The 22,430-nt window shown below is 64.0% G+C and carries 18 protein-coding genes; 7 read left to right on the plus strand and 11 right to left on the minus strand.

The window, feature by feature from the left end:
- Positions 1-30: 30 nt before the first annotated feature.
- Genes ABIB58_RS02770 through ABIB58_RS02785 form a run of 4 tightly spaced genes read left to right on the plus strand, consistent with a single transcriptional unit; the run spans position 31 to position 6,519 of the window.
- Positions 31-789 carry an ImuA family protein gene (locus ABIB58_RS02770; RefSeq protein ID WP_291535384.1) on the plus strand — a complete coding sequence of 253 codons (759 nt, stop codon included), beginning with the start codon at positions 31-33 and terminating at the stop codon, positions 787-789.
- A complete protein-coding gene (locus ABIB58_RS02775; RefSeq protein ID WP_354038982.1) occupies positions 704-2,224 on the plus strand; it encodes a Y-family DNA polymerase in 1,521 nt (506 codons plus the stop codon). Before ABIB58_RS02770 ends, ABIB58_RS02775 begins: the two co-directional genes overlap by 86 nt.
- Entirely contained in the window at positions 2,221-5,466 is a 3,246-nt protein-coding gene (locus ABIB58_RS02780) for an error-prone DNA polymerase (protein WP_354038948.1), read from the plus strand. Before ABIB58_RS02775 ends, ABIB58_RS02780 begins: the two co-directional genes overlap by 4 nt.
- A gap of 42 nt (positions 5,467-5,508) precedes the next feature.
- Positions 5,509-6,519 carry a hypothetical protein gene (locus ABIB58_RS02785; protein WP_292176449.1) on the plus strand — a complete coding sequence of 337 codons (1,011 nt, stop codon included), beginning with the start codon at positions 5,509-5,511 and terminating at the stop codon, positions 6,517-6,519.
- Positions 6,520-6,770: 251 nt separating this feature from the next.
- Here the strand turns inward: ABIB58_RS02785 and ABIB58_RS02790 are convergent, their stop codons facing one another.
- From ABIB58_RS02790 to ABIB58_RS02810, 5 genes are all read right to left on the minus strand, one after another.
- On the minus strand, positions 6,771-8,135 hold the full coding sequence (locus ABIB58_RS02790; RefSeq protein ID WP_291535387.1) for an AlbA family DNA-binding domain-containing protein: 1,365 nt from the start codon (positions 8,133-8,135) through the stop codon (positions 6,771-6,773).
- The gene (locus ABIB58_RS02795; RefSeq protein WP_354038951.1) at positions 8,122-9,036 is read right to left on the minus strand and encodes a HEPN domain-containing protein; all 915 of its coding nucleotides are present in this window, start codon (positions 9,034-9,036) and stop codon (positions 8,122-8,124) included. The genes ABIB58_RS02790 and ABIB58_RS02795 overlap by 14 nt, the downstream gene beginning before the upstream one ends.
- 1,409 nt (positions 9,037-10,445) lie before the next feature.
- Entirely contained in the window at positions 10,446-11,018 is a 573-nt protein-coding gene (locus ABIB58_RS02800) for a thermonuclease family protein (RefSeq protein ID WP_354038953.1), read from the minus strand.
- Complete coding sequence (locus ABIB58_RS02805) at positions 10,984-11,868, minus strand: hypothetical protein (protein ID WP_291535393.1); 885 nt, start codon at positions 11,866-11,868, stop codon at positions 10,984-10,986. The genes ABIB58_RS02800 and ABIB58_RS02805 overlap by 35 nt, the downstream gene beginning before the upstream one ends.
- On the minus strand, positions 11,865-12,053 hold the full coding sequence (locus ABIB58_RS02810; protein ID WP_291535394.1) for a hypothetical protein: 189 nt from the start codon (positions 12,051-12,053) through the stop codon (positions 11,865-11,867). Before ABIB58_RS02810 ends, ABIB58_RS02805 begins: the two co-directional genes overlap by 4 nt.
- 106 nt (positions 12,054-12,159) lie before the next feature.
- Between ABIB58_RS02810 and ABIB58_RS02815 the strand changes: the two genes are divergently transcribed.
- Together ABIB58_RS02815 and ABIB58_RS02820 are read left to right on the plus strand one after the other, a co-directional pair.
- Positions 12,160-12,486 carry a hypothetical protein gene (locus ABIB58_RS02815; protein WP_291535395.1) on the plus strand — a complete coding sequence of 109 codons (327 nt, stop codon included), beginning with the start codon at positions 12,160-12,162 and terminating at the stop codon, positions 12,484-12,486.
- A gap of 66 nt (positions 12,487-12,552) precedes the next feature.
- Positions 12,553-13,191: a hypothetical protein gene (locus ABIB58_RS02820; RefSeq protein WP_354038956.1), complete on the plus strand. Its 639-nt coding sequence runs from the start codon at positions 12,553-12,555 to the stop codon at positions 13,189-13,191.
- On the opposite strand, the gene ABIB58_RS02825 is transcribed toward ABIB58_RS02820, so the two are convergent.
- From ABIB58_RS02825 to ABIB58_RS02835, 3 genes are all read right to left on the minus strand, one after another.
- Entirely contained in the window at positions 13,175-14,113 is a 939-nt protein-coding gene (locus tag ABIB58_RS02825) for a hypothetical protein (protein ID WP_354038958.1), read from the minus strand. The two genes, ABIB58_RS02820 and ABIB58_RS02825, sit on opposite strands and share 17 nt — an antisense overlap.
- Positions 14,114-14,354: 241 nt before the next feature.
- On the minus strand, positions 14,355-16,397 hold the full coding sequence (locus ABIB58_RS02830) for a ParB/RepB/Spo0J family partition protein (RefSeq protein WP_354038960.1): 2,043 nt from the start codon (positions 16,395-16,397) through the stop codon (positions 14,355-14,357).
- 512 nt (positions 16,398-16,909) lie between these two features.
- Positions 16,910-18,016 (minus strand): IS110 family RNA-guided transposase, encoded by a 1,107-nt coding sequence (locus ABIB58_RS02835; protein ID WP_354038962.1) that lies wholly within the window; start codon positions 18,014-18,016, stop codon positions 16,910-16,912.
- Positions 18,017-18,095: 79 nt separating this feature from the next.
- Between ABIB58_RS02835 and ABIB58_RS02840 the strand changes: the two genes are divergently transcribed.
- Complete coding sequence (locus tag ABIB58_RS02840; RefSeq protein WP_354038964.1) at positions 18,096-18,743, plus strand: aldo/keto reductase; 648 nt, start codon at positions 18,096-18,098, stop codon at positions 18,741-18,743.
- A gap of 77 nt (positions 18,744-18,820) precedes the next feature.
- On the opposite strand, the gene ABIB58_RS02845 is transcribed toward ABIB58_RS02840, so the two are convergent.
- The 3 genes from ABIB58_RS02845 to ABIB58_RS02855 form a co-directional block, all read right to left on the minus strand.
- Entirely contained in the window at positions 18,821-20,788 is a 1,968-nt protein-coding gene (locus ABIB58_RS02845; protein ID WP_292176444.1) for a DUF3732 domain-containing protein, read from the minus strand.
- Entirely contained in the window at positions 20,785-21,267 is a 483-nt protein-coding gene (locus ABIB58_RS02850; RefSeq protein WP_291539392.1) for a three component ABC system middle component, read from the minus strand. The genes ABIB58_RS02845 and ABIB58_RS02850 overlap by 4 nt, the downstream gene beginning before the upstream one ends.
- A partial coding sequence (locus ABIB58_RS02855) for an ABC-three component system protein (protein WP_354038967.1) occupies positions 21,264-22,430 on the minus strand: 1,167 nt, incomplete at its 5' end. The genes ABIB58_RS02855 and ABIB58_RS02850, both read right to left, overlap by 4 nt.

The raw sequence follows: 22,430 nt of genomic DNA on the forward strand, positions 1-22,430 counted from the left end.
AACATTTATGACCTTGGAAAGGAGGCCGCTATGGCGTTTCGGCCTGCCGCCGAGCTGTCGGCGCTACGCGAACAGATTCAGCGTTTGGAGAATCCGGGTCGCACCCGCGCGGGGATGCTTCCGTTCGGCGTGCCCGGTCTGGACGCCGCGCTTCCGCAGGGAGGGCTTGCGACGGGCGCGCTGCACGAAGTCGCAGGCGGCGGCGACGGCGCCGTAGATGGCGCCGTCGCCGCCCTGTTCGCAGCAGGAATTGCCGCCCGTCTGCCGGGGCAGGTGTTGTGGTGCGTGACACGTCCGGACCTGTTTGCACCCGCGTTGCGGCAGTCAGGTCTCGATCCCGATCGGGTCCTCTACGTCGAGGCTGGCGACGAGACGACCCTGTTGGCGTGCTTCGAAGAAGGGCTACGTCACCGCGCCCTCGGCGCGGTCGTGGCCGAGATCTCCCGCCTCTCGATGACGGCCTCGCGCCGTCTGCAGTTGGCGGCCGAAAGCTCGGGAGTGACCGCCCTGGCCGTCAGGCGATGGCGACGCGCCACCGAGGCTGCCGATTTCGGCCAGCCAACGGCGGCCGCGACCCGATGGCGGGTCACGCCCCAGCCCTCATCCCCGCTGCCCGCGCCAGGTGTGGGACGTCCACGCTGGTTCATCGAACTCTTGCGCTGCCGCGCTGGCGGATGCGCCGAATTCACTCTGGAAGCCTGTGATGAGAAGGGTCGTCTCGCTGTACCTGCCGAACTGGCCCATCGATCGGCTGCGCCGGCGACTGGGCGCCGCCGCGCCGCCGCCTGACGCCCCGACAGTCCTTGTCGGCCGGGACCGCCGTCGCCGCATCATCACCGCCTGCAATCCTTCCGCTCGACTTCTGGGTCTTCGCCCCGGTCTCGCCGCCGCCCAAGCCCACGCGCTCGCGCCGGGCCTCCTTCCATTCGACGCCGATCCCGAAGGCGACGCCGTTGGTCTCGAGCGGCTCGCCCTATGGGCGCATCAACGCTATGCGCCGGTCTGCGCCGCCGATCCGTCGGACGGCGTCGCCATTGACGCGACGGGCGCGACGCACCTCCGGGGCGGCGAGGCGGCATTTCTGGCTGACCTGGAAAACCGGCTCACGAGCGCCGGTGTTCACGCTCGAGCAGCCATCGCGCCGACCTATGGCGCGGCGCATGCGGTTGCCCGATTCACCCGCGGGCCGGCCATCGTCGCCGAAGGCGAGATAGGCCGTCGTCTGGGCGCGCTCCCTTTGGCCGCGCTCCGGCTTTCCGAAGACCTGCGAGACAGCCTCGGCCGCTTGGGGTTCGAGACCATTCTGGATGTGGAGCGCCAACCCCGGGCTCCGCTGACGCTGCGTTTCGGCCCGGAGCTCGGGAGACGCCTTGATCAAACCTTCGGCCGAACATCAGAACCGATCGTTCCCGTTGTGGACGAGACTCAACCCCGAGCGGAGCGGGTCTTCGCCGAACCGATCGGGGCGCCCGAGACCATCGCGCGCTACATCGACCAGTTGGTCGAGGTGCTCACGGCGACACTCGAGCGCGACGGCCTCGGCGCTCGCCGCCTCGATCTCCTCTGTCACCGGGTCGACAACCGTATCGAGGCCGTCCGGGTGGCCACGGCGCGGGCGATCCGGGATCGCAAACGGATAACGCGACTGCTTCACGATCGGATCGAAGCCATCGCCCCCGGTTTCGGCATCGAGCGCATGACGCTGGTCGCATCGATCGTTCAGCCCCTGGATTGGCGGCCAGCCGACACGCGGTTTGGAGAAGCGGATGTCCCCGATATCTCCAACCTCGTCGATGTGCTGTCGAACCGCATCGGCCCAGGACGCCTCTACCGTTTGACGGCGGTGGAGAGCGATGTCCCCGAGCGTGCCGTCCGCAGGGCGGCTCCGCTCGAGACAGTCGCCGCGACAGGCTGGACGCAGGACTGGCCCCGGCCCGTCCGGCTTTTCCAGCCCCCCGAACCTGTCGAGACCATGGCGCTTCTCCCCGACAACCCGCCGACGCACTTCACCTGGCGCGGGGTCCGCCGACGCATCCGAAGGGCCGACGGCCCTGAACGGATCTACGGCGAATGGGCGCGTCGAGATGCTGAGCTTTGGGCCGTTCGTGATTATTTCCAGGTCGAGGACGACGCGGGCGAGAGGTTCTGGCTGTTTCGCGCCGGTGACGGGGAGGACGCGCGGACAGGCTCACAGGCCTGGTTCATTCACGGGAAGTTCGGATGAACTACGCCGAACTTCAGTGCGCCTCCCATTTCTCATTCCTTCGCGGAGCGAGCTCCTGCGAGGAGCTTTTCAGCCAAGCAGCCGTCTGCGGTCTGGACGCTCTGGCGATCACGGACCGAAACAGCCTGGCCGGCATCGTCCGCGCCCACGTCGCCGCCAAGGTCACGGGGGTTCGCCTGATCGTGGGTTGTCGACTGGTCCTGACGGACGGCTCGGAGGTGCTGGTCTATCCGACGGATCGACCGGCCTATTCGCGCCTCTGCCGCCTTCTCTCCATGGGCAAGCGACGCGGCGGCAAAGCTCGCTGCCTGTTGGATTGGGACGATCTCGCTGACCATGCCGAAGGGCTTGTCGCTGTACTTTCGCCGGATGACGCCGGTGAACGGACGCGCATCGGTCTTGCCCGGTTGGTGTCGATTTTCGGCATCGACGCCCATGTCGCACTGACCCTGCGCCGGCGCCCCCGCGATCAGATGAGGTTGCATGCGCTCGCGGCGCTCGCGGTCGAGCTGGGCGCATCGGCGGTGGTCACCAACGACGTCCTCCACCACCATCCGGACCGTCGCATCCTTCAGGATGTGGTGACCTGCATTCGCGAGGGATGCACGATCGATGCCGTCGGCTTCCGTCGCGAGCGGTCGGCCGACCGCCACCTGAAGCGGGCGAAGGAGATGCACCGACTGTTCAAGGCCTACCCCAGCGCTCTGGCCCAGACCCTCGCCATCGCCGATCGGTGCCGCTTCTCCCTGGACGAACTCTCTTACCAGTACCCAGAAGAAGCGAGCATTCCGGGAATGACGCCCCAAGAGGCGCTCGCCCATCTGACGTGGGAGGGCGCGCGCGAGCGCTATCCTGAGGGCTTGCCGGACAAGGTCCGCAAGAGCCTCGATCACGAACTGAGGTTGATCGGCGAACTTGGCTACGCCCCGTATTTTCTGACGGTGAACTCTATCGTCCGCTTCGCCAGAAGCCGGGACATCCTGTGCCAGGGCCGAGGGTCTGCCGCCAACTCGGCGGTGTGTTACGTCCTCGGCATCACCTCCATCGATCCTGACCGGAACGACCTGCTGTTCGAACGCTTCGTCAGCCAGGAGCGCAAGGAGCCCCCGGACATCGACGTCGACTTCGAGCATGAGCGGCGCGAGATCGTCATGCAGTGGATCTTCGACACCTACGGCCGCAATCACTCCGCTCTATGCTCGACGGTGATCCGCTATCGCTCTCGCGGCGCCCTTCGCGACGTCGGTAAGGCCCTGGGTCTCACCGAGGATCTGATCAAGACCCTGTCCTCTCAGGTGTGGAGCTACTCAAGCGAAGGCGTCGAGGACAAGCATGTCGAGGAGCTGAACCTCAACCTCGAAGATCGCCGCCTGAGACTGGCGCTCGATCTGTCGCGTCAGTTGATCGGATTCCCCCGGCATCTGAGCCAGCATCCGGGCGGGTTCGTTCTCACCCATGACCGGCTCGACGATCTCGTGCCGATCGAACCGGCGGCGATGAAGGACCGTCAGGTGATCGAATGGGACAAGGATGACATCGACGCCCTGAAGTTCATGAAGGTGGATGTGCTGGCGCTGGGCATGCTGAGCTGCATGAAACGCGGGTTCGACCTCCTGGCCGAACACAAGGACGTCCAGCTCGACCTCGCCACCATTCCGGCCGAAGACCCCAAGACCTACGCAATGATACGTAAGGCCGACACGCTCGGGGTCTTCCAGATCGAGAGCCGTGCGCAAATGGCCATGCTGCCACGGATCAAGCCGCGCACCTTCTATGACCTGGTCATCGAGGTGGCGATCGTTCGCCCCGGACCTATCCAGGGCGACATGGTGCATCCCTATCTGCGCCGTCGTGAGGGCCGCGAGCCCGTCGATTATCCCAAGCCTGAACTGGAGAAGGTGCTCGGAAAGACGCTGGGCGTGCCACTGTTCCAGGAGCAGGCCATGCGGGTCGCCATCGAGTGTGCGGGCTTCACCGCGTCAGAGGCCGATCAGCTGCGCCGGGCCATGGCCACTTTCAAGATCACCGGAGGCGTCAGCCACTTCAAGGACAAGCTGGTCAACGGCATGGTCGAGCGAGGCTATACAGCCGAGTTCGCGGAGAAGACCTTCAGTCAGTTGGAAGGCTTCGGATCCTATGGCTTCCCCGAGAGCCATGCCGCCTCCTTCGCGCTGATCGCCTACGCCTCTTCATGGCTGAAATGCCATCACCCCGACGTCTTTTGCGCGGCCCTGCTCAACGCCCAACCGATGGGCTTCTACGCTCCGGCCCAGATTGTCCGGGACGCCCGCGAGCATGGCGTCGAGGTCCGGCCGGTGTGCGTCAACGCCAGCCGTTGGGACTGCACGCTTGAGCCCACCGGCGAAGACGGTCGCTTCGCCGTGCGTCTGGGCATGCGCATGGTCCGCGGTCTCGCCAACGCGGATGCGGCCCGCATCGTGGCGAACCGGTCGGATCGGTCATTCGGATCGGTCGATGATCTGTGGCGCCGCGCGGGCGCACCTGTTTCCAGTCTCGTGCGTCTTGCTGAGGCGGACGCATTTCAACCGGACCTCAAGCTGGAGCGGCGCGAAGCGCTCTGGGCGATCAAGGCGCTCCGGGATGATCCGTTGCCGCTGTTCGCGGCCGCCCCGACCGACGGCCAGGCGTCGCCCCCCGAAATCTCCGAGCCCGTCCCGACCCTGAAATCCATGACGCCGGGACGAGAGGTGGTGGAGGATTACAGCCACCTCGGTTTAACCTTGCGGGACCATCCCCTCACCTTCCTCCGCGACGAACTATCCAGCCGCCACGTCATGACCTGTGCCGACGGCACGGCGATGCGGGATCGGCGGCTCACCCGGGTCGCCGGCCTCGTGCTGGTGCGTCAGAAGCCGGGATCGGCGAAGGGCGTGATGTTCATCACCATCGAGGACGAGACGGGCGTCGCGAACCTCGTGATCTGGCCCAGCCTCTACGAGCAGCAGCGCCGGGTCGTGTTGTCCGCCAGCTTTCTTGTCGTGGACGGCAAGGTCCAGCGCGAGGGCGATGTGGTCCACATCGTCGCCACGCGGCTACACGATGGATCGGACCTGCTCGCCTCAGTCGGCGATCGCGGCGACACCTTCCCGATTCCGCATGGTCGGGGCGACGAAGTCTATCACCGCAGCGCCCCCGATGCCCGCTCGCCCAAGGTACGCGACATTTACATTCCTGATCTGTCGCTGGAGGCTATCAAAGTTCGTACGCGGGACTTCAGATAGCCCGATCGAATTTCGGGTATCTCCAGAACCGCAGGAGCCGGCATGAGTGACGAAGAAGTTCCCGAGATGGACCCGGCCGAGGCCAAGATGTTCCTCCGGTTGTGGTACCTGGGAAGCGCCTGCCGAGCAGGCGAGCCTACCGAGATCGAGGGAGTGAACTTCGAGCTCGCGCATCCGGACCTAGATCGATCGCAATGGTCGCCGAGTTCAGTGCTTGGCTCGCCGCGATTTGATCGCAACGCGCCTCGGGTGCTTTTTCCTTGGAGCACCGAAGACGATCGCGTGATTCAGAATGCTCGTGGATCCGCCATCGAGGTCAAGAAGGGTGACACACTTATAATCACCGGTATGAAGGTTCTCGCCGTTCGCGCCGGGCGAGGCAAACTCGATCATCCTCATCACCAAGAAAATAGATGGGCGGAGCTGGCTGTTCGGTCTCCGGCTGGTCGCATCACTCCAGTCGCCCAGGCGTGGGAGTTTCGGGGTGCGGCGGATGTTATGTCTCCACTGTCAAAGGGCGACTACTTCCATGCGCAACAGGCGCTTTACGCACGGCTACAGGCAGCGCTCGGCTTTGAAGAGGATGTTGAGAGCCTGCTGCTCTCAGATGACATGAGCGATTGGCCCCCGTTCTCCCCTTCGGCCGACCCGCTCTATGAGCAGGCGCTGAAGGCGCTATGGACGGCTGAATGTGGTGCCGATGAGGAGGGGCGAGCCGTCTTCGGCTACCTGATGGGACGCGCCGAAGCGAACGAACGGCTTCTACCGCTTGCGGCTCGCCATGCGGACCAAACAGCCAACAATCGGAGAAACGCTCGGAAGCCGCGACGGCGTGGAGAAGAAACACGAGAGGCCGCGATGAGCGTGATTGCCCAGAACGAAACCATTTCAAAGCGCCGGTGCGCCGAGCGGGTGGCGGAAATCCGAGAGTTGACGGACATTCGCTCGATCGAGCAGCGGATCTCGGAATATTTCGAGAAGCTACCGAACGGCCGATTTAGACCGACAGCAACGGCTGTCGCCAAAGCTCGGGCTGCGAAAAGGGGGGGTTAGCGACGTTAGGTCCGGAAAACTTGAGGGGGTTAGCGATGCTACTCCCCTCTCCCACGACCTTGGCCGCCTCGGATGATGCTCGAAACTGGAGCTCATCCCATGAAACCTCGCCCCATGCCGTCACTGGCTTTCATCGCCGACCTGATCCGCCTGACCGCAGCAGTGGTCACTCTCATAGCCGCGATACTGCGGGTGTAAGTACTCACCTTCCAGCAAAGCGACCAGAACAGGGGCTTCCTAGTCATCTCGGGCTAGCGGTTACGTCTCCATTCCGTGCTCTGGGTGGAAAACCAAGCTGGCGTGACGACATGGCCGACTCCGAATGCCCGCATGACTGGCCCCGCCAGCAGAGCCGCTACCTCTGTCCAGTTCGCCTCCAAGGCTCCGATGGTCGCGGTCGCCCGGGACTTTCGGACATCGTCCGTCGCCTCATGCCCTTGGAACATCCATCGGTGGTGAAAGTCATGAAGGGTACGGCCCTTCAGCCCGCGCCACTCGCAACGGAAGTGGACTTGGGTGGCGAAACCAAACTCACGCGCCATCAGCGTCGCGTGGCGAACGACCTCGGCGATCCCCATCGCCATCTGGTTGGGACTAAAGGCAGCGCCCGGCGAGGTGCCCTTCCACCAGCTGGTATCTTCGATATAGCCGCGCTCGATGCTGGCGAGGCCGGTCGCTGACACACGCCACACATCCATTAAACCGACGCCGCTATCGGCCTCGAGCAGGTTCATCTCGAGGAACTCCAGCTCCCCGCCATCAAGCTGCTGATCTGTTTTCGAGCGAGGGGTCAATGGCCCATCAAAGACATGGAAGGCGCCCCAGCCCGTGTGGATCTCAGGATCGAGCTCATTGGCGACACGGCGAAGCATGTCCGACAGCTCGTTCGGGCTCGGAAGTTCGCCGGAGGTCTCGATCAGATAGGAGAACCGGTAGTTTGACTTCGCGATGATCTCAGGCCGGCCGTTCTCGGCGACGCCCTTGAGAAAGGCGGCGGCCATCGCAGCATCCCAGTTTTCCAGGCGCTCCATCGCCGATACGGCATCAGGCCCTGTGGCGCCGCCGCGTAGGGCAAGCTCGATGGCGCCGAGGATGCTCGACCGCTCCGCCATGGCGCACCTTCGGATGAGCGGTGTCCATTCTTCCGGGGTCAGGATCGGAGCGCTCTCGGGCCCGACCTTTCGAATGTAGTAGGCGCCGCGGTTGATGCCTTGGACCTTGCCGCTTGGATTCTGAGGGCCATCCGCGCGACAGCAGACCGGGGTCGGCCCGTGGGTTGGCACAATGACTACGGCGTAGGTTCGGCCTTGCGGGTCATCCAGCAGCCGCACGTCGCACTGGAAGACCGGGATGAGATAGTCTTTGACGACGCGTGCGATCGTGTCTCGGCTCGGCAGTTGTGGCCGTGGAGATGCAGGCTCCAGATTGTCGTCAAAGCCGATGACGATGTGCCCGCCGCCGTGGTTAGCGAGAGCGGCGATATGCCTGGCGAGTTTCGCGCGGCCCAAGGGCGTCTCGAGATCGACCTGTGCCTTGTACTCGGCACTGAGCGTCTCGTTCGGATCGTCGACGAGAAGCCGAAGCGCATCAGGTCCGAGGGTGTCAGTCGGAGTCACGTCCCGCCTCTTCGCGAAGATCGCGGAGCCGCTCTTCGCACACCGTGATCGCGAGGCTGCGCAGCACTTCGACCCGTTCTGTCAGCCACACGAGCTCCTCGTCGGTGATCCGATAGTGCTCGGAGTAGCGCGCCTTCACGTAGGCCTCGCGCAACAGCTCGAAGCACCGGCGCTCGAACTTGGTCTCGCGCGGCCAAGCCTCCGCGAGCCGGGCGTTGATCGCCTCGGCCTTCTTGCGGAGAAAAGCCAGATTGTGGGCCTTGCCGCTGTAGAGCGTCACCACGAGCAGGATGCAGTGGTAGAGATGCTCTGACGCCTGGTGGAGACTGAATGCCGCTAGGCTGTTGTTATCGCGCTGCGCGTAGAAGACAGCTCCCGCTTGGAACTCCTTTGAGCTGTGCATCCACTTCGAGAAGAAGCCCTCAGCTTCGGCCAGCGCAGCCTTGGCTTTGATCGTCGCCGGCTTGTGCAGTTTGGCTCCAGGTGTGTCGTACAGGACGACACCATCGCGCAGGATGTCGGCAAAGAAGTAGCGGCCTCTATCCAGCTGTTCGTTCACGTCATCGAGCGTGTGAACAATGATGCTGACGGGCGTGCGGATTTCGCCTTCGCCGGGCATGGTCCGGTTATTGGCGTCGAACCAGAACTCGCCGTCCGTCAGATCCTCATGATCGACGATGACCAGGAGATCAAAGTCCGAAAAGTAGCGTCCGACCGGATCGTGGACCCAGTCCCCTCGCGCGTATGATCCGTAAAGGACGATGTTGAGGATCTTGCCGTTCTTCAGCCGCTCGGCGCGACGCGTCGAGATCGCTTCGTCGAACGAAGTACGGATCACATCGACGACGTAGCGGAGCTCGGACTGCTTGGGCAGCGGCAGATGATCAAGAGACTTTTTCACGGGCAGATTCTCCCCGAACGGCTCGCGCGCCGCAAGGCAAAGTTGAGCGCACCCCTTATCATTCGCCGGTCGAAGCGGGCTGCGGCTCCTCGCCTTCGATGACGACGGCAGTCGAAGAGAAGTAAGGCGGGGGCGTATCCGGCATCAAGGACATGATCCGCCCGTCGGGCCGAACGAACTCATGCGTGGCGCCGCGAATGAGCGCCGGGTCGAGCGGGATGAGGGCGTTCGGATTGTGAATGACGACCATCCCCTCGACCCATGTCTCGGCATAGCCGGGCGCGTGCACCAGATCCCGGAAGGGACGCGGCGCTGGATCGTCCGGATCGCCTTCGTGGCGCCTGTAACCCTCACGCAGCATCCGAACGCGAGGGTCACCGAAGCCGGCGAGGAAGCCCATGCGATTGAACTTCAGCAGCGTTCCTTGCGGATTGATTAGAACGGCGCTGACGTTTTCAGCCCGCTCATAGGCGAAGAAGCCGCTCGGCTCGTTAGCGGCGCCGTAGATGTGGCGCTCGATGCGCTCGACGTGAATCTTCCCCTCCCGCATCGAGTGACGAACACCGAACAGCAGCTCGTTCGCAGCCGGCGCGATGAACCGCATGGAGCCCTGCGCGTGGAAATCCTGGAGCGCCAGAACGAACGGCCGGTCAGCCATGCCTTCAGCCGCCCAGTAGGGCGGCTGTTTGCGAAGCTTGCGACGAAGGGGCCGCACCAGCTTGATAGGGATGAAGTTGGTCAGATAGTCGTCGAATGTCTCCCGAGTGAGCGGCGGCGCCTCAGCTTCACCCTGCGGCGCGTTGGCGGTGGTCGCCTCCACACCGAGGCTGCCGTTCAGGCCCGAGAACTGAAAATCCGGTGCGACCGCGTCGCCCTGACGGGCGAAGCCGCGCTCGGTAAAAGCCGCGAAGAGGTAAAGCTCCCATAGGCGCGCATCGAACCCGACGGTCTGGAACTGCTGGACAAAATTGCCGTCGACGTCCTGATGATAGCGCATCATCGCGGCGATAAGCTCGCGCGCAGGTGAGTATCGCGGGTCGGAGATCAATTTGCGAAACGCAGGGTGCTGATCCGCCTCTGGAGTGATCGGCTCGAAGAAGTCCATCGGAGGGGGGCCATCTTCACCCTGAAGAAGGTCTTCCGGGGGGCCCGCCTGCAGCCGATCCATCGCCGCGACGAGTTGCGCGCGCGCCTCATCGGCGGTGGCGAGGGTGCTGTTGACCTCCACCGCGCGGAACTGCTCCCGTTCGTCCCGGCCCAGCGCGATCCAGCCGAAGTCGTGATCGTGGCGGTCCCAGACCAAAACGCCAATGACGCGTTCATCGTCGGTCGCCAGCCACTCGAACTCCTGCGCCACTCTGACCAGACGGGGATCACGGGTATAGCCCGCCAGGGCGTTGAACCGGATTTCACTCAGCGCTCGCGCGGCCACGGCGTTGCTCCTTTCGCCAGTCTTCGGGGAGTTGAAACTCGCCGGCCCATACGCCTCTGGCTGCCCGGCGGGCCTTCGCCTCTTCAGTCCGATACGCCAGACCGGCGTATCGCGCATAACGAACCGCCAGACCTTGACCGACTAGCCAGGCGCCGAGGTCATCGCCTGCGACCTCGCAACGCGCGACCATGCGGCCGTATCGGTCTGTATCCTGCTCGAAACAGGCTACGGGCCGCCCGTCCAGAAACTGATCGAGCCGGTTTGCGGCAATGCGTCCGCAGGCGACGTCGCGACCCCCGAGCCGACACGACTGACGACTCTCGGAGGCGTCAACGCCCCAGAGCCGGACGCGCTGACCGTGAACCTCCAGCGTGTCCCCATCGATCACCGAGGCCCGGCCCTCTATCGTCGGAGGTAAGGCGGCGCCGCAGCCCGCAAGACACAGCGCCGCGACGATCGCACCCTTGGTCCAAAGCCTGAAACCCTTAGCTGGCCAGCGATCAGACACGCCCAAATCAGACCTCCACCGCGCCGTAGAAATCCTCCGCATCGACGTCGAACTCCTCGAGAAAGGACTGGCGGCGATCCGTAGAGCCCAGGACCGTCTCTTTCTGAAGAAAGACCTGGGCGTTGTGATAGCGCGCCAACCATTCGAACTTCCGCGCCGTCCGCCGGTCCGCTTTCGTCTCTTCACGACCCCTGCGGATCAGCGCCGCGTGGCGTTCCAGAAACAACAAGTAGTGCGCCGGGCTGTCGAACTCGCCCAACTGCGCCAGATAGTCGATGTAGCGGATACCGTCGTCGCCGGTCGCCAACAGGCCATCAATCGCGCGCTCTTCGTCAGCGTAGCTGTTACCCGACATCCAGAGCCGTTTGTCGGTGCGATGCGCCTCGAGCAAGGCGTCATCGACGACGATGCGCGGATAGACGGCCTCGTCGGTTTCAATCTCATAGGCTCGGGCCAACGCTGGACCGAAGACCGGCCCCTGCCCCTTCAGGCCGATATAGGCCTTGCCGACGGTCATGCCCCCTCTCACGAGCACACCCCGGTTCACCAGTTCGATCTGGGCGTGCACAAGATCGATAAGCTCCCAGACCAAGGCCCCATCGCGATGCTGGGTATCATAGGGGCGAACCCGTACGATGGCGTCGGACATTGCGAACGCGAATGGTCGGCTCGTGAGGCGCGCCTCCTTGACCTTCACAGGCTTGCCATCGTCCACCGACTGCCTGAACAGCTGCATCTGGTTCAGCACGTCCATGACGTCAGCCGCCTCGCGATTTTTGAGGAGGTGGCGAAATCCGAGGACATCGGTGAAGCTGACGATGCAGTCTTCGTAGGCCACATTCTGGGACGCGCTCGCCTCAGACTTCCGCGCCTTACCCGGAGCCTTGGTCATGGCCGGTGCAGCCGATCATGACGTGCTTCGCCCTCCCACAGACTCACGTGCGCCATTGCCTTCTCTTCCGTCTCGAACGGGAGCACGCGCTGAATGCCGACCTTGGTCTCCCAGTGCTGGGCGCCGTCCTCGCCGGTCACGCGCCAGACCGTCGCGTCGCGGTTCTCGTAGATGACTTCACGCATGAATATCAGGACGTGATTAGAATGACTTATGGTTGCGAGGGAGCTTCGCCATATCCATACAGGTGGTGCGTCGGCCCTGTCTCGGCGTTCGTTGGGGAAACGGAAAATGGCGACCGTGATTTACTGGCTGAGCTTCAAGGTCTCGACGGATCGGTCTCCCTCGAAAGGCGTCGATGGGGTCCGTCGCCAATCCATCTACGACGCCGTCACCACCTTTGATCCTGGCTATTGGGAGGAAACGACCTCGTTCATCCTCTTCGACGCCGAGGACGATATCGATGCGGTCGGCAGAGCCGTCGTGGCCGGCCTTGATGCCGATCTCGACACCGTGGTCATCCGCAAGATGTCCACCGCCACCGGCCGCTTCTGGGGGAAGGTGACGATGCCCACGTTCTTGCGCGGCTATGTCGCCAATATCACCCGCCTCTCCTGACACGGCGGGCGGAGTTGGGGGCGGCCTTGAAACCGGTCTGGGTCGCTGAGTTCCCGAGGCTTGAGGATGGGTGCTGAACTGTCGCACTGGCTTCCCGACATCGACATCGCCGTCGGCGATGATCGAGGCGCCTTTCTGAGCCGGATGGCTGATCTCGGCCGGGCGTCCGGCCGCTTCGATATCGAACATCATCGCGACGCCGGCGGTACGGCCGGCTTCGACGTCGTGAACTTCAGGGATCTGGAGGCCAGTCCGCATCGGGAGTTGGGCTTTCAACTGCTGACACGACCGGACACTCCAGACCGGGTCGCCGTCGAGGTGCGCGCGCAGCGGTGGACGCCGGATCCTCCGACAAACGCGGTCTACTGCGACGCGGCCCGCCATCTGGTGTCGCCATTGCTGACGATGTTGAACCGAAGTCACTCCACGCGATATCGACTTCGGATCGAGCGATCTGCTTCGGACCGGTTCAAACTCTCCCCGCGCAACAAGGTCCTAGTGGACCGGTTCGCCCTGCTCGCCAACACGTCCTCGCTGCACCCGCTCGATTGGAAACGGTTCTACGAACTGGTCCGTGAAAGCCGCCAGGAGATTCCCGAAGCCGAGCTTCGGGCCCTGCTGGGCGCGCGGGGTTTCTCCACGGCCCGGTCCGTCGAACTGGCCGAGCTCTACGGCCACCTCTGGGCGTTCAAGCGCCTTCGATAGACCTAGCGGCCTCGTCTGGCGTCGGGGGCTCGTGCCCGGCCGCCTCAGCCAGAAGCTGGAGATAGTCCGGCGCCAGTCGGACACCGTCGGCTTCGAGCAGGAAGCGACTGATGTGATGGACGTGATTCGTGAGATCGTCGTTGGACATCACGCCGTTGAAATACGTGCCGTAGGTTGCGAGCAGGACGTCCACGACGTCGTTGCGAGCCTTCTCGGGTTTTCGAGCGCCGATCCCGCGTTGGATAAAGGACAGCATATAGACGCCGTTGCAGAAGGCGTTTCGCAGGATGAAGTGGTTGGGCCAATTTTTGGGGCTGGGGTAGGTCAGCGGGCTCGGCGCACTCCGGAATATTGAATGAGCGACTGCGCCGACGGCGGTGTCGAACTTGTCGTGCATTTCGGGGGTCAGCGTACCACCACGACGCATATGGGCGACGTCCGACGCCGTGAAGAAGGCCTCGAACTCGGCCAGGTCAGCGGGAAAGTCGGAAGCGCCCTTGAGCACGACCGACATCTGCGTTTGCGCCCATTCGGCGCGTTCCCGAAGCTGGCGCAGGAGACTCGCCTCACCTTCGAGGGCGCGATCAAGAAGCTCGCAGAATTCGCCGAAAGCCTCGGTCTGATCGGCATCGACCATGGCCTGAGGAAGAGGTTCAGCGTCGGGATTCAGGCGTGAGATTTCTCCGGTGCCTTTCAGGATCACGACCTGATCGGCAAACGGCCTGATCACAGAGAAGCCGTCGCGGAGGGCCCGAAGGTTGTCCGGCTTGAACCGCTCCATGGCAACATAGTCGGGAAAGATGGCGCGGTTCTCGCTCGACGCGGAGAGGAATGCGCGCAGCTCATCACTGGCCAAGGCATTGGTGTCGATGACGACTCGCAGCGGCCCGGACTTTTCACTGATCGCTTCGAACATGCCCATCGTGCCCGTCAAGACGTTTGTATCAGACCCACGATGAGCCTCCTGCGGTCTGACCGCGCGCCTCCCGCTGGAGGCTGAGCCGATTTTTCAGGCACGAAGCGCCGTCAGCGAGGACGCCCTTTGCCATCCCGCTATGGGTTCGCACAACCTGATCGCCCCCGTGTTGTTACGGTGCAACGCAAAAAAAATGCCGCGCGCCCCCAAAGGGCGCGCGGCAAGTTTTCAGGTTTAGAGCCGAACCCTATTCAGCGGCGAACGGATAGGCGTCGGGGTCCGTCGCCTCCCCCTCGCTTGTGGCGGGCGCAGCCTCTCCTTCCACTTCCTGCGCCGCCGGTTCGGTTCGCAGGACAGCGGGCAACCAGCCCTTGCCCTCGACCAGACGCTCGGCGGCCTCGGCCATATCGCCCTTCTTGAACCCGGCGATCCGACCGGCCTCCTCGGCGCTGGTCGCTTCGATCACGTCCTCCAGCACCCGCGCCTTGGCGACCCGGCAAAAATAGCTGGACGCGGTGGCGCTCCACGTCCCGGCCATGTCGAGACCGACCTCGGTCGCCAGCCGCTCGGCCTGCGCCAAGGCGCCCGGCCTGCGGTCATGCGGATCGCGCACGGCGTAGAGGCCGACCCCAACGCAGCAGGCCATCAGGTCCAGAAGGTCGGCCCGGCGCATCGGCGCCAGAACCTCCCAAAGGGCATCCACCCGCTCGGGGAGACGCGCGCCCCACGCTTCACACCGGTCGCGGACCCGGCGCCCTGCCGGGCCGTCCTCCACCCCCGGCGCCAGCCTATCCAGACCGTTGACGGTCAGCCGAAGCTGCAGGGGCGTCCACACGCCGTAGCCGGGATAGAAGACCTGCAATGCCAGGGCGTGAACCACCGTGGCGAGAGCGGCGGCGGGGTCGGCCTGGACTGCATCGCGGAGGCCCATGGTTTTGTGAGCGGTCAGGTCGATCAGAAGACGATCCGAAAGGCCCGGCCCTTCGTCGGGCTCGCCGTCACGACGCCGGTCGTCTTCGTCGCCGGGCCGGACCCCAGCCCCCTCCTCCTCGCTCTCGACCTCAGGCGCGTCCGGATCGGGCGCCCGATCCGAGACGACATCCTCGCGCCGGACCAAACCGCGCTCGAACCGAGCGAGACCGTCGTGGCCCAGAAGGACCATGACCCCGGCCCGCGCCTTGACCTCGACCGGATAGTCATAGTCCGGACCAAAGGCCTGCAACGCCTTGTCGATCTCCTCCAGCCGCGCGTCCACCTCGGGCGGCAGGGTCTCGGCGCTGTCCGTCTCCGAAACCAGCCGGTCATACTCTTCCGACAGGGCTGTGATGGCGGCGGCGTCCACTTCCGAACGTTCGACCGCGACGGGATAGACCCGCCCGAGCGCGGAGACCTCGGCATACTCCCCAGCGGCCTCGGCCCATTTCCAGCCCTCCCGTTCGCGCGCCTCGAGCGCCAAACCGGCCAGCTTTTCGGACACCAGCCGGTCCAGAAGTCCCACGTCCTCGAACCATCCTCCGTCATCCTCGGTGAAGAGGTCGCGCAGGATGGCGCCGCCCGCCGCCTGATAGGCCTCGTTGCCGACGAAGGCCGCGCGCCGGTCATCTGCGCGGACCTTGGACTCGGTCATGGCGCGCCGGATGGCGTAGGCCGGAGTGTGGGGACCGATCTGGTCCAGCACCTGACGCTGCCGCTCCTGATCCTCGCTGATACAGAAGGCGGTCAGTTGGTCCAGAGCCAGACGTTCCTCCCGATAGGCCGTCATCAGCTCCGGCGCCGCCGCCGCGAGCCGAAGGCGTTGGCGCACCACATGGGCCGACACCCCGAACCGGGCGCCGATTTCCTCGGCGCCGTAGCCCTTCTCTTCGGACAGCCGCCGGAAGGCCTCGAACTGGTCGGCGGGGTGCATGGCCTCGCGGGTGATGTTCTCGTCGAGGCTGATTTCGTGGGCGTCGTTGTCGGCGTCCACGATCACCTTGACCGGATGGGTCCGCTTGATCGCCTTGCGCTTGGACAGAAGCCGCAACGCCAGCCGCCGCCCCTCCCCGATGGTCACAAGATAGTTTCCGGTCGGCGCGCCTTCTTCGTTCGTCTCGACCTCCACCACCGGCGGCTGCAACACCCCCTTGGCCTTGATCGAGGCGGCCAGCGCCTCGATGGCCGCCGCCGAATGCGGGGTCTTCCTCGCGTTTCTCGGCGAGGCCTTGAGTTGATTGAGGGGCACGAAAACCTCCGCGCCATGCTGCGGCGCGCTCGCTTCGATGGCGGTGGTTTCGATAGGTTGGGCGGTCATGTCTGCCTCCTTTGGGCAAGGGTTGCAGGCACGCGAACTGCGCGCCTGAAACCCTGCCCGTCGGCGAGACCGGGGTAGCAAGGGCCAGGGCGGACCGACCGGAGGGGGATCGCCCGACCTGCACAAGCCTGGCGGCCGTTGCTGTCGTGGAGACCCTGTTGGCGCGGAAGGTTGGGGAGACCGGTCGGTCCGGCGGCGAAGCCGCGTACCCTGACCCGCGCGAGGGCGGAGCCCTTCCATGTCCTTTTTCAAGTGTCTGGACGTGCAAAACCCTTCCGCGCCGCAGGCGCGGAGATGAGCAGGATGAGAGGTTCGTCAGGTTGGGGGCGGAGCGGCGTTGGCGACGGTCGATCAGTCTTCCATTCGCGTGTTGGTTACCGCATGAACGCTTTTCGTCGCGGGCTGGCCTCTGACTTAGGTCGGGCGTCGGCACATGGCCTGCCCACTGGGCTCTCGAGGATGTCCCTGACCTTCCGCTCCACCCCCCGGCCTGACGGGCCAGGGCTCGGCGCTCAAGGCGCCGCTGGCCGCACCTCCTGACCGATCGCCCAGATGAAGCCCGACAGCTCCCGAGCGATAGCGGCGATGACGACAGTCGGCCGCTTGCCGCCGGCGCTGAGACGGCGATATCTATCGCACAGGCGCACCTGGGCCTTCCACGCCACGTCCCGCACCACCTTCGGCTGGCGAGAGACGACGTCGGTCTTGCCGGTCGAGACCCGCGGCGGGTAGCGATAGCTCCAGGCCGCTTCCACCAGCATCCGCCGCGTTTCGCGGTTGCCGGTCTTGGTGATGCCTCCGCGCCGGATCCGGTCGCCGCTGGAATGCTCCGAGGGGACCAGACCCAGATAGGCCATCAGCCGTCGTGGATTCTCAAACCTGCCGAGATCGCCGACGGCCGCGACGAAGCTGACGGCCGAGATGGTGTCGAGGCCGCGCAACGCCCGAAGCGCCTCGACCAGAGGCGACAACGACCAGCCCGCCAGCATGGCGGAGATCCTCGCTTCGAGCTGTTTCCGGCGGTCCTGCGCCGCCCAGACGGCCTCCACGTAATCTTGGAAGACGATGCGGTGCGCATCCTGCTCGAACGCCTGACCCGCCAGCCAGCGGCGGTGCCTCAAGGTCCATGGCTTGCCGACCGGGTAGGTCCGGCCGTGCCGCAGCAGAAACGCCAGCAGTTGCTGTCGCGCCCGCATCAGGGCCATCATCGCGTCTCCCCGGGCCCGGACCAGATCGCGCATGGCCTCATGCACTTCGTCGGGGACCCAGACCGCCGTCAGACCACCCGCGCGGTGTTGAAGCGCGAGCATCTGTGAATCCCGTCGGTCGGTCTTGATGCGATCGCCTGGCTTGCGAGCGATCAGCGTCGGCGCCGCGACCAGGCAGCCATGATCCATCTCCGTCAGCTGGCGGTAGATCCCGTAGCCACAGCCGCCGGCCTCGTAACAGAACTCCAACCGACTACCGGACCGCGACAGCCGACCCGCCAGCTTGCGAACCTGTTCCGGCGTGTTGGCGACCTCGCCGCAGAACCTGACGGCGCCGTCGCGTCCGTCCTCTGCAGTGGTGACGCTGATGCTCAGCTTGTGAACATCGAGCCCCACAAAGAGCGTGTCCATTCCTTCCTCCTAGGCGCTGCTGAAGGCTGCAGCATCCGGCGCCAGGCCGAACGAGGGCAAGGACATACGGACTTAGCTCTTGGCTATTCGCAGCCTTGGCGGCGGCGCCTCAGGCACCGCGCTCCGCCGAAGGGATCAGCATGTCATCGACCATTCTGTGCAGGAGCGAGACGTGGCTCTCCTCGCGCGGCCGGGGCGCTGGGTCCGACGTCATGACCGCCGTCAGAGCGAGGTCGGGCACAAAAAAATCCGTCAGCAGCGCGGCCGCTTCGTGAGATTAACTCAGCGGACCGCTGGGCGTTGCTCACTCCGGGACATGACCAGCGCCACCGCGACGACGAGGCTCGACGCCACGATGCCTGCGCTGACACCGAAGACCATCGCCGACGAGACCCTCGGCATCATCACCCAGGCCTGGTCTCCGATCGGCGGCGTGAACCGCTATTGGGACAGCGGCGAGGACCCGCTGTCACACCCGTTGATCGTGGGTCTCGCTGAAAAATACGCAAAGACCCCGGCTCAGGTCATCCTGCGCTGGCATCTGGATCGCGGCGTGTCGGTCATTCCCAAGTCCGTCAATCCGAAGCGGATCGCCGAGAACATCGATGTCTTCGACTTCACCCTCGCCAGCAAGGATGTGCGCGCTATCGACGGCCTAGATCAGAACAAGCGCGGCGGCCCCGATCCGGATGCAGAGCGCCCAGGTCGGCCCGCTAAGCCAGCCTGATTGATCCTCCGCACTGGAAGGGTGAGGCGGATACATTCCTCGGCTCTTTTAGTCTCCTGCAGAAATCGACCAGAAGGTCAGACGTCTGGTCGCGAAGGCCAATCAAGAGGGAGCAGTCCCCTTCCCGACGCGCGTGTCCATCGTTCGCGCGTTGCGTCCACATATCGAGGATCGTCCGCAAAATAGGCGTGCTCGATCAGGATGACCTGTAGCCCTTCCCGCCGTTCGACCTCGGCGAAGAGGAAGTTCATGTGCTGGCGCATAGCCTTGATGTCTTCGTCCTCATCATCGCCGTCAGCAGAAATTGAGAGTTCGTCGCGCTTCTGGCCCTCCGTCGATGGGAAGTATGGCCGGCTGATCTGATCGAAGATCAAGACTCCAGGCACGGGCGCCCGCACCTTTTCCAAATAGCGCTGCAGCGCGAAGTTCAGAGCGATGTGGATGGCCAAATAGTTTTGGTCTGAGCCCACATCCGACATCTTCAGCACCACCGCGCTGTCAGCCTCTATGACCGCGATATCCGGTTCGGTGGCCGAGAAATCCAACTCGGAACCAACGCAGGGTTCAATGGTCGGCAACGCCGAAAAAACCTCGGTCGCATACTCGGAGATTTTGCGCTCGGCGAGACGAAGCCTCACCATTCTGGCCTCGGGATTGACGAGGCCCTCCAGCTCGCGGATTTGGTCCCGGAGCACAGTCAAATCAGCTGGCTGAGGTCGGTTCTCATCGCTCATCGTGTCGAGGAAATAGGAGACCCTGCCCATCAAGTGGGCCCGGACCTCCGCGAGATCAGCGAGCTTTCGGCTTTCGTCGGACTGCCGCATCCAGGAAGCGATCCTGTCGTCGACGCTTCGGAGCTCACGCTTCAAGCCGTCGATCTGGCGGCCCAAGTTTCCGTCATAATCGATCAGACGAGGCTTGATCCGTTCCACGGCCGCACTCTCACCTCGGACTTTGGCCAGGGTCGTCCGTAGCGCGTCCGCCGCCCTTGCGCCCACATCCGACCGCTGGGCACACAGGGGACAGTGGTCGGAAACTTCCGCCAGCCCCAGATGCGCTCCAAGGTCGAGCTTCTCGCGTTGCCGCTGCACAGTGGTTTCAAATCCGGACACATCCTGGATGGCCAGACGAGCGGCGTCCGCCTGACGTCTCGCGTCAGAGAGTCGGCCGAGCACGTCGCGCCGTTGCCGATGGAGGGCAGACAGTTCACTCTCACTCGGAAGGGTTCGCGCTTCACCGGACGATGACGCGATTTGTCCAAGGAGGCTGATCAGGTCGGCGTCCACCGTTTCGATAGGAGGGGTATTGGCGACACCCAGGCGTTCCGCCTCTGCCAGAAGGCTGAAAGCCCGGCTCCGCATCGCACTCTCGGCAGTGGCGCGTAGCCTGTTCCGGTTTTCGTTTCGCTCAAGGTCGCGTTGCAAAGACCGAAGCCGACGTTCGTTCAGGGCGTTGGCTTCGTCCGTGGCTCGTAGGAAATAGGGGATCGTTGCGATGATGTCGGGCGCCTTGTCCGACTGCTCAAGCCCGTGAAGGAGCACCTGCTCGCTGTAGATGACCTCCTTGGTGACAAACATGTACGGGGTGACATGGCGGACGGTCGCTCGGCCGCGCATTCGCCCCCAATCATCGGGCTCTCCGGGAAGGTCGCCGATACCGAACGCCCGTTCGAGGAACGCCTTTCCAGCGCCAAGCGGAACCGGACCTTCGAACTCCTCTGGCGACGATGGCACGGCAAGATTGCGGCCCGCGGTCGCGAACATTTTGTGGCTGCTGTCCTGCCCGACAGGCGGGATGATGCGGCCGACGATCATTTCGTCATCGCCGGCGACCCATTTGACGCCTACCGCGATGCTGTGACGGCGGATGTGTGCCGGGAGTTCGCATTCGCTTGAACCAAGGCAGTAATCCACTGCCTTGATCAGTGCGGATTTCCCCGTTCCGGATGCGCCGGTGATGATGTTCAAGCCCGGTCCAAACGGCACCAGACGCTGCCGACCGTCCAATCCAAGGAAGAATATCGACGCGATGTTCCAGCGGTTCAAAGACTGATCCCCACAATATCGAAGATTGTTTTGGTGGAGCCGGCCATCCCCATCCAATATCCGAGTCGGTCCGCACGTTTGACCGGGCCGGCGAGCGCTGGCGATAGCCCCTTCGCCAGGTCGGTCTTGAGAGGTAGCGACCCCACGAGCAGACGCCCCTCAGTGTCCAGTCGGACGGCATTGGTGAAGCAGCCAAGACGCACGGCCTCGCTCACGATGCGAAGCGACCCGTTAAGGCGATCGCCGAGCTCCAACTGGATCTGGGGACTGCGTTCGACCCACTCGCGCAACCCAGTCTTCTTGTTGGTGCCGTCAAACGTGCTGAGAAGGTCGCCGGACAGGCAGATCGGCAGGGCCAGATAGGCGATCGGGAGATCTACGCCCTGCGCGCCAGCTTCGCTGAAGCCCCTGATGAAACTGCTGAGCACCCATGCGCCCCAGGCGGGGTTGGTCTCAGCGTATATGTCATGAGCAATCATGCCTCATCATCCTTGAGGCGCTCGACGTAGTCAGGATGCCAGCCCACTTCCCTGTTTATGGCGAGAACCTGAAAGCTACCCCTGACGTAGAATGGCGCCTGCCAGCCTGGAGATATCGGCTCAATCGCCTTGGGGGCGTCCCCATGCGTCCAGCGCAGCAATCCTAGACCGCTGGCGCGCTTTTCGTCCTCGCCCACGCTGACGCAGTCGTCGACGATCCGCCCGTGCCGATCAGACCATTCCTCGCGCATGATCGCGTCGTGCCGCTCAATTTTGGACGCCATTGCGGGTCGATCAACGATCCATTTCGCTCGCTGTTGGCGTGCCCGCCATTCCTCGCGGATAGCCCAGGCAATATCGGAATTGCCGCCTCCAACCAGAGCGATCTGACGCGTCAGAAGTCCCTCCGGCTGATAGTCGGCCGGTGGAACCATGAGCTCGAAGTCTGGCATCAGAACCTCGTGCTCAATGTCCGAGATCCTCTCGGCAATCTCCTGAAGCAATTCGTCTCGCCCGATGAAACGTTGGCGGCGACCGCAGAGGGCATACACGACCTGGCGGTCCCACCACTCAATTAGAGACCTCGCGATCTGTGGACGGTCACGCTCCCGAATCTGATGGAGCTTCGAAGCAATCTCAGCCTCCATCTGGTCGATCGTCGCGGCGCCTGTGACGACATGGATGCGACGGAGAAGGTTCAGTCGAACGGATGCCGACAGCTTGAGAAACGCGTCGCAGCCGTCCGCCCGATCGGCGTGTGGAATCTTCTTTCCCTCTGCCTTCGCAGCCTCACGCTCTTGCGCGACCCGCTCCGCCTCCTTCACGAGCGCGGCGACCAAGGCCTCACGCTTTGAGCCAGGCGTCCGAAGTGCCGTTAGCTCGCTGTCCGCACCGAGTTCGCCGACCGTCACGAGATGGAAACTGGTCTCGGCAAGCGCGAGACTAGGTAGCAAGTCGATCCAGACTTTAAGCGTTCTCCAGAGGGCGCGAGAGGCCAATGTGACGGCGGGCGGGTTTTCCCCCATGGAGTGCTTGAGCTGATACAGGAGGGTCTCGCTGTTGACCTTCTGACGTGACCCCCTGAAACTCCTCCAGGAATAGCTAGAGTCCGCCCAACGAAGGACGGACAGAATGAAGCGATCAAGGTTCACGGAAGAGCAAAT

It is taken from the genome of Brevundimonas sp. UYEF29 (assembly GCF_040546195.1).
GTDB classification, from domain to species: Bacteria; Pseudomonadota; Alphaproteobacteria; order Caulobacterales; family Caulobacteraceae; genus Brevundimonas; species Brevundimonas huaxiensis.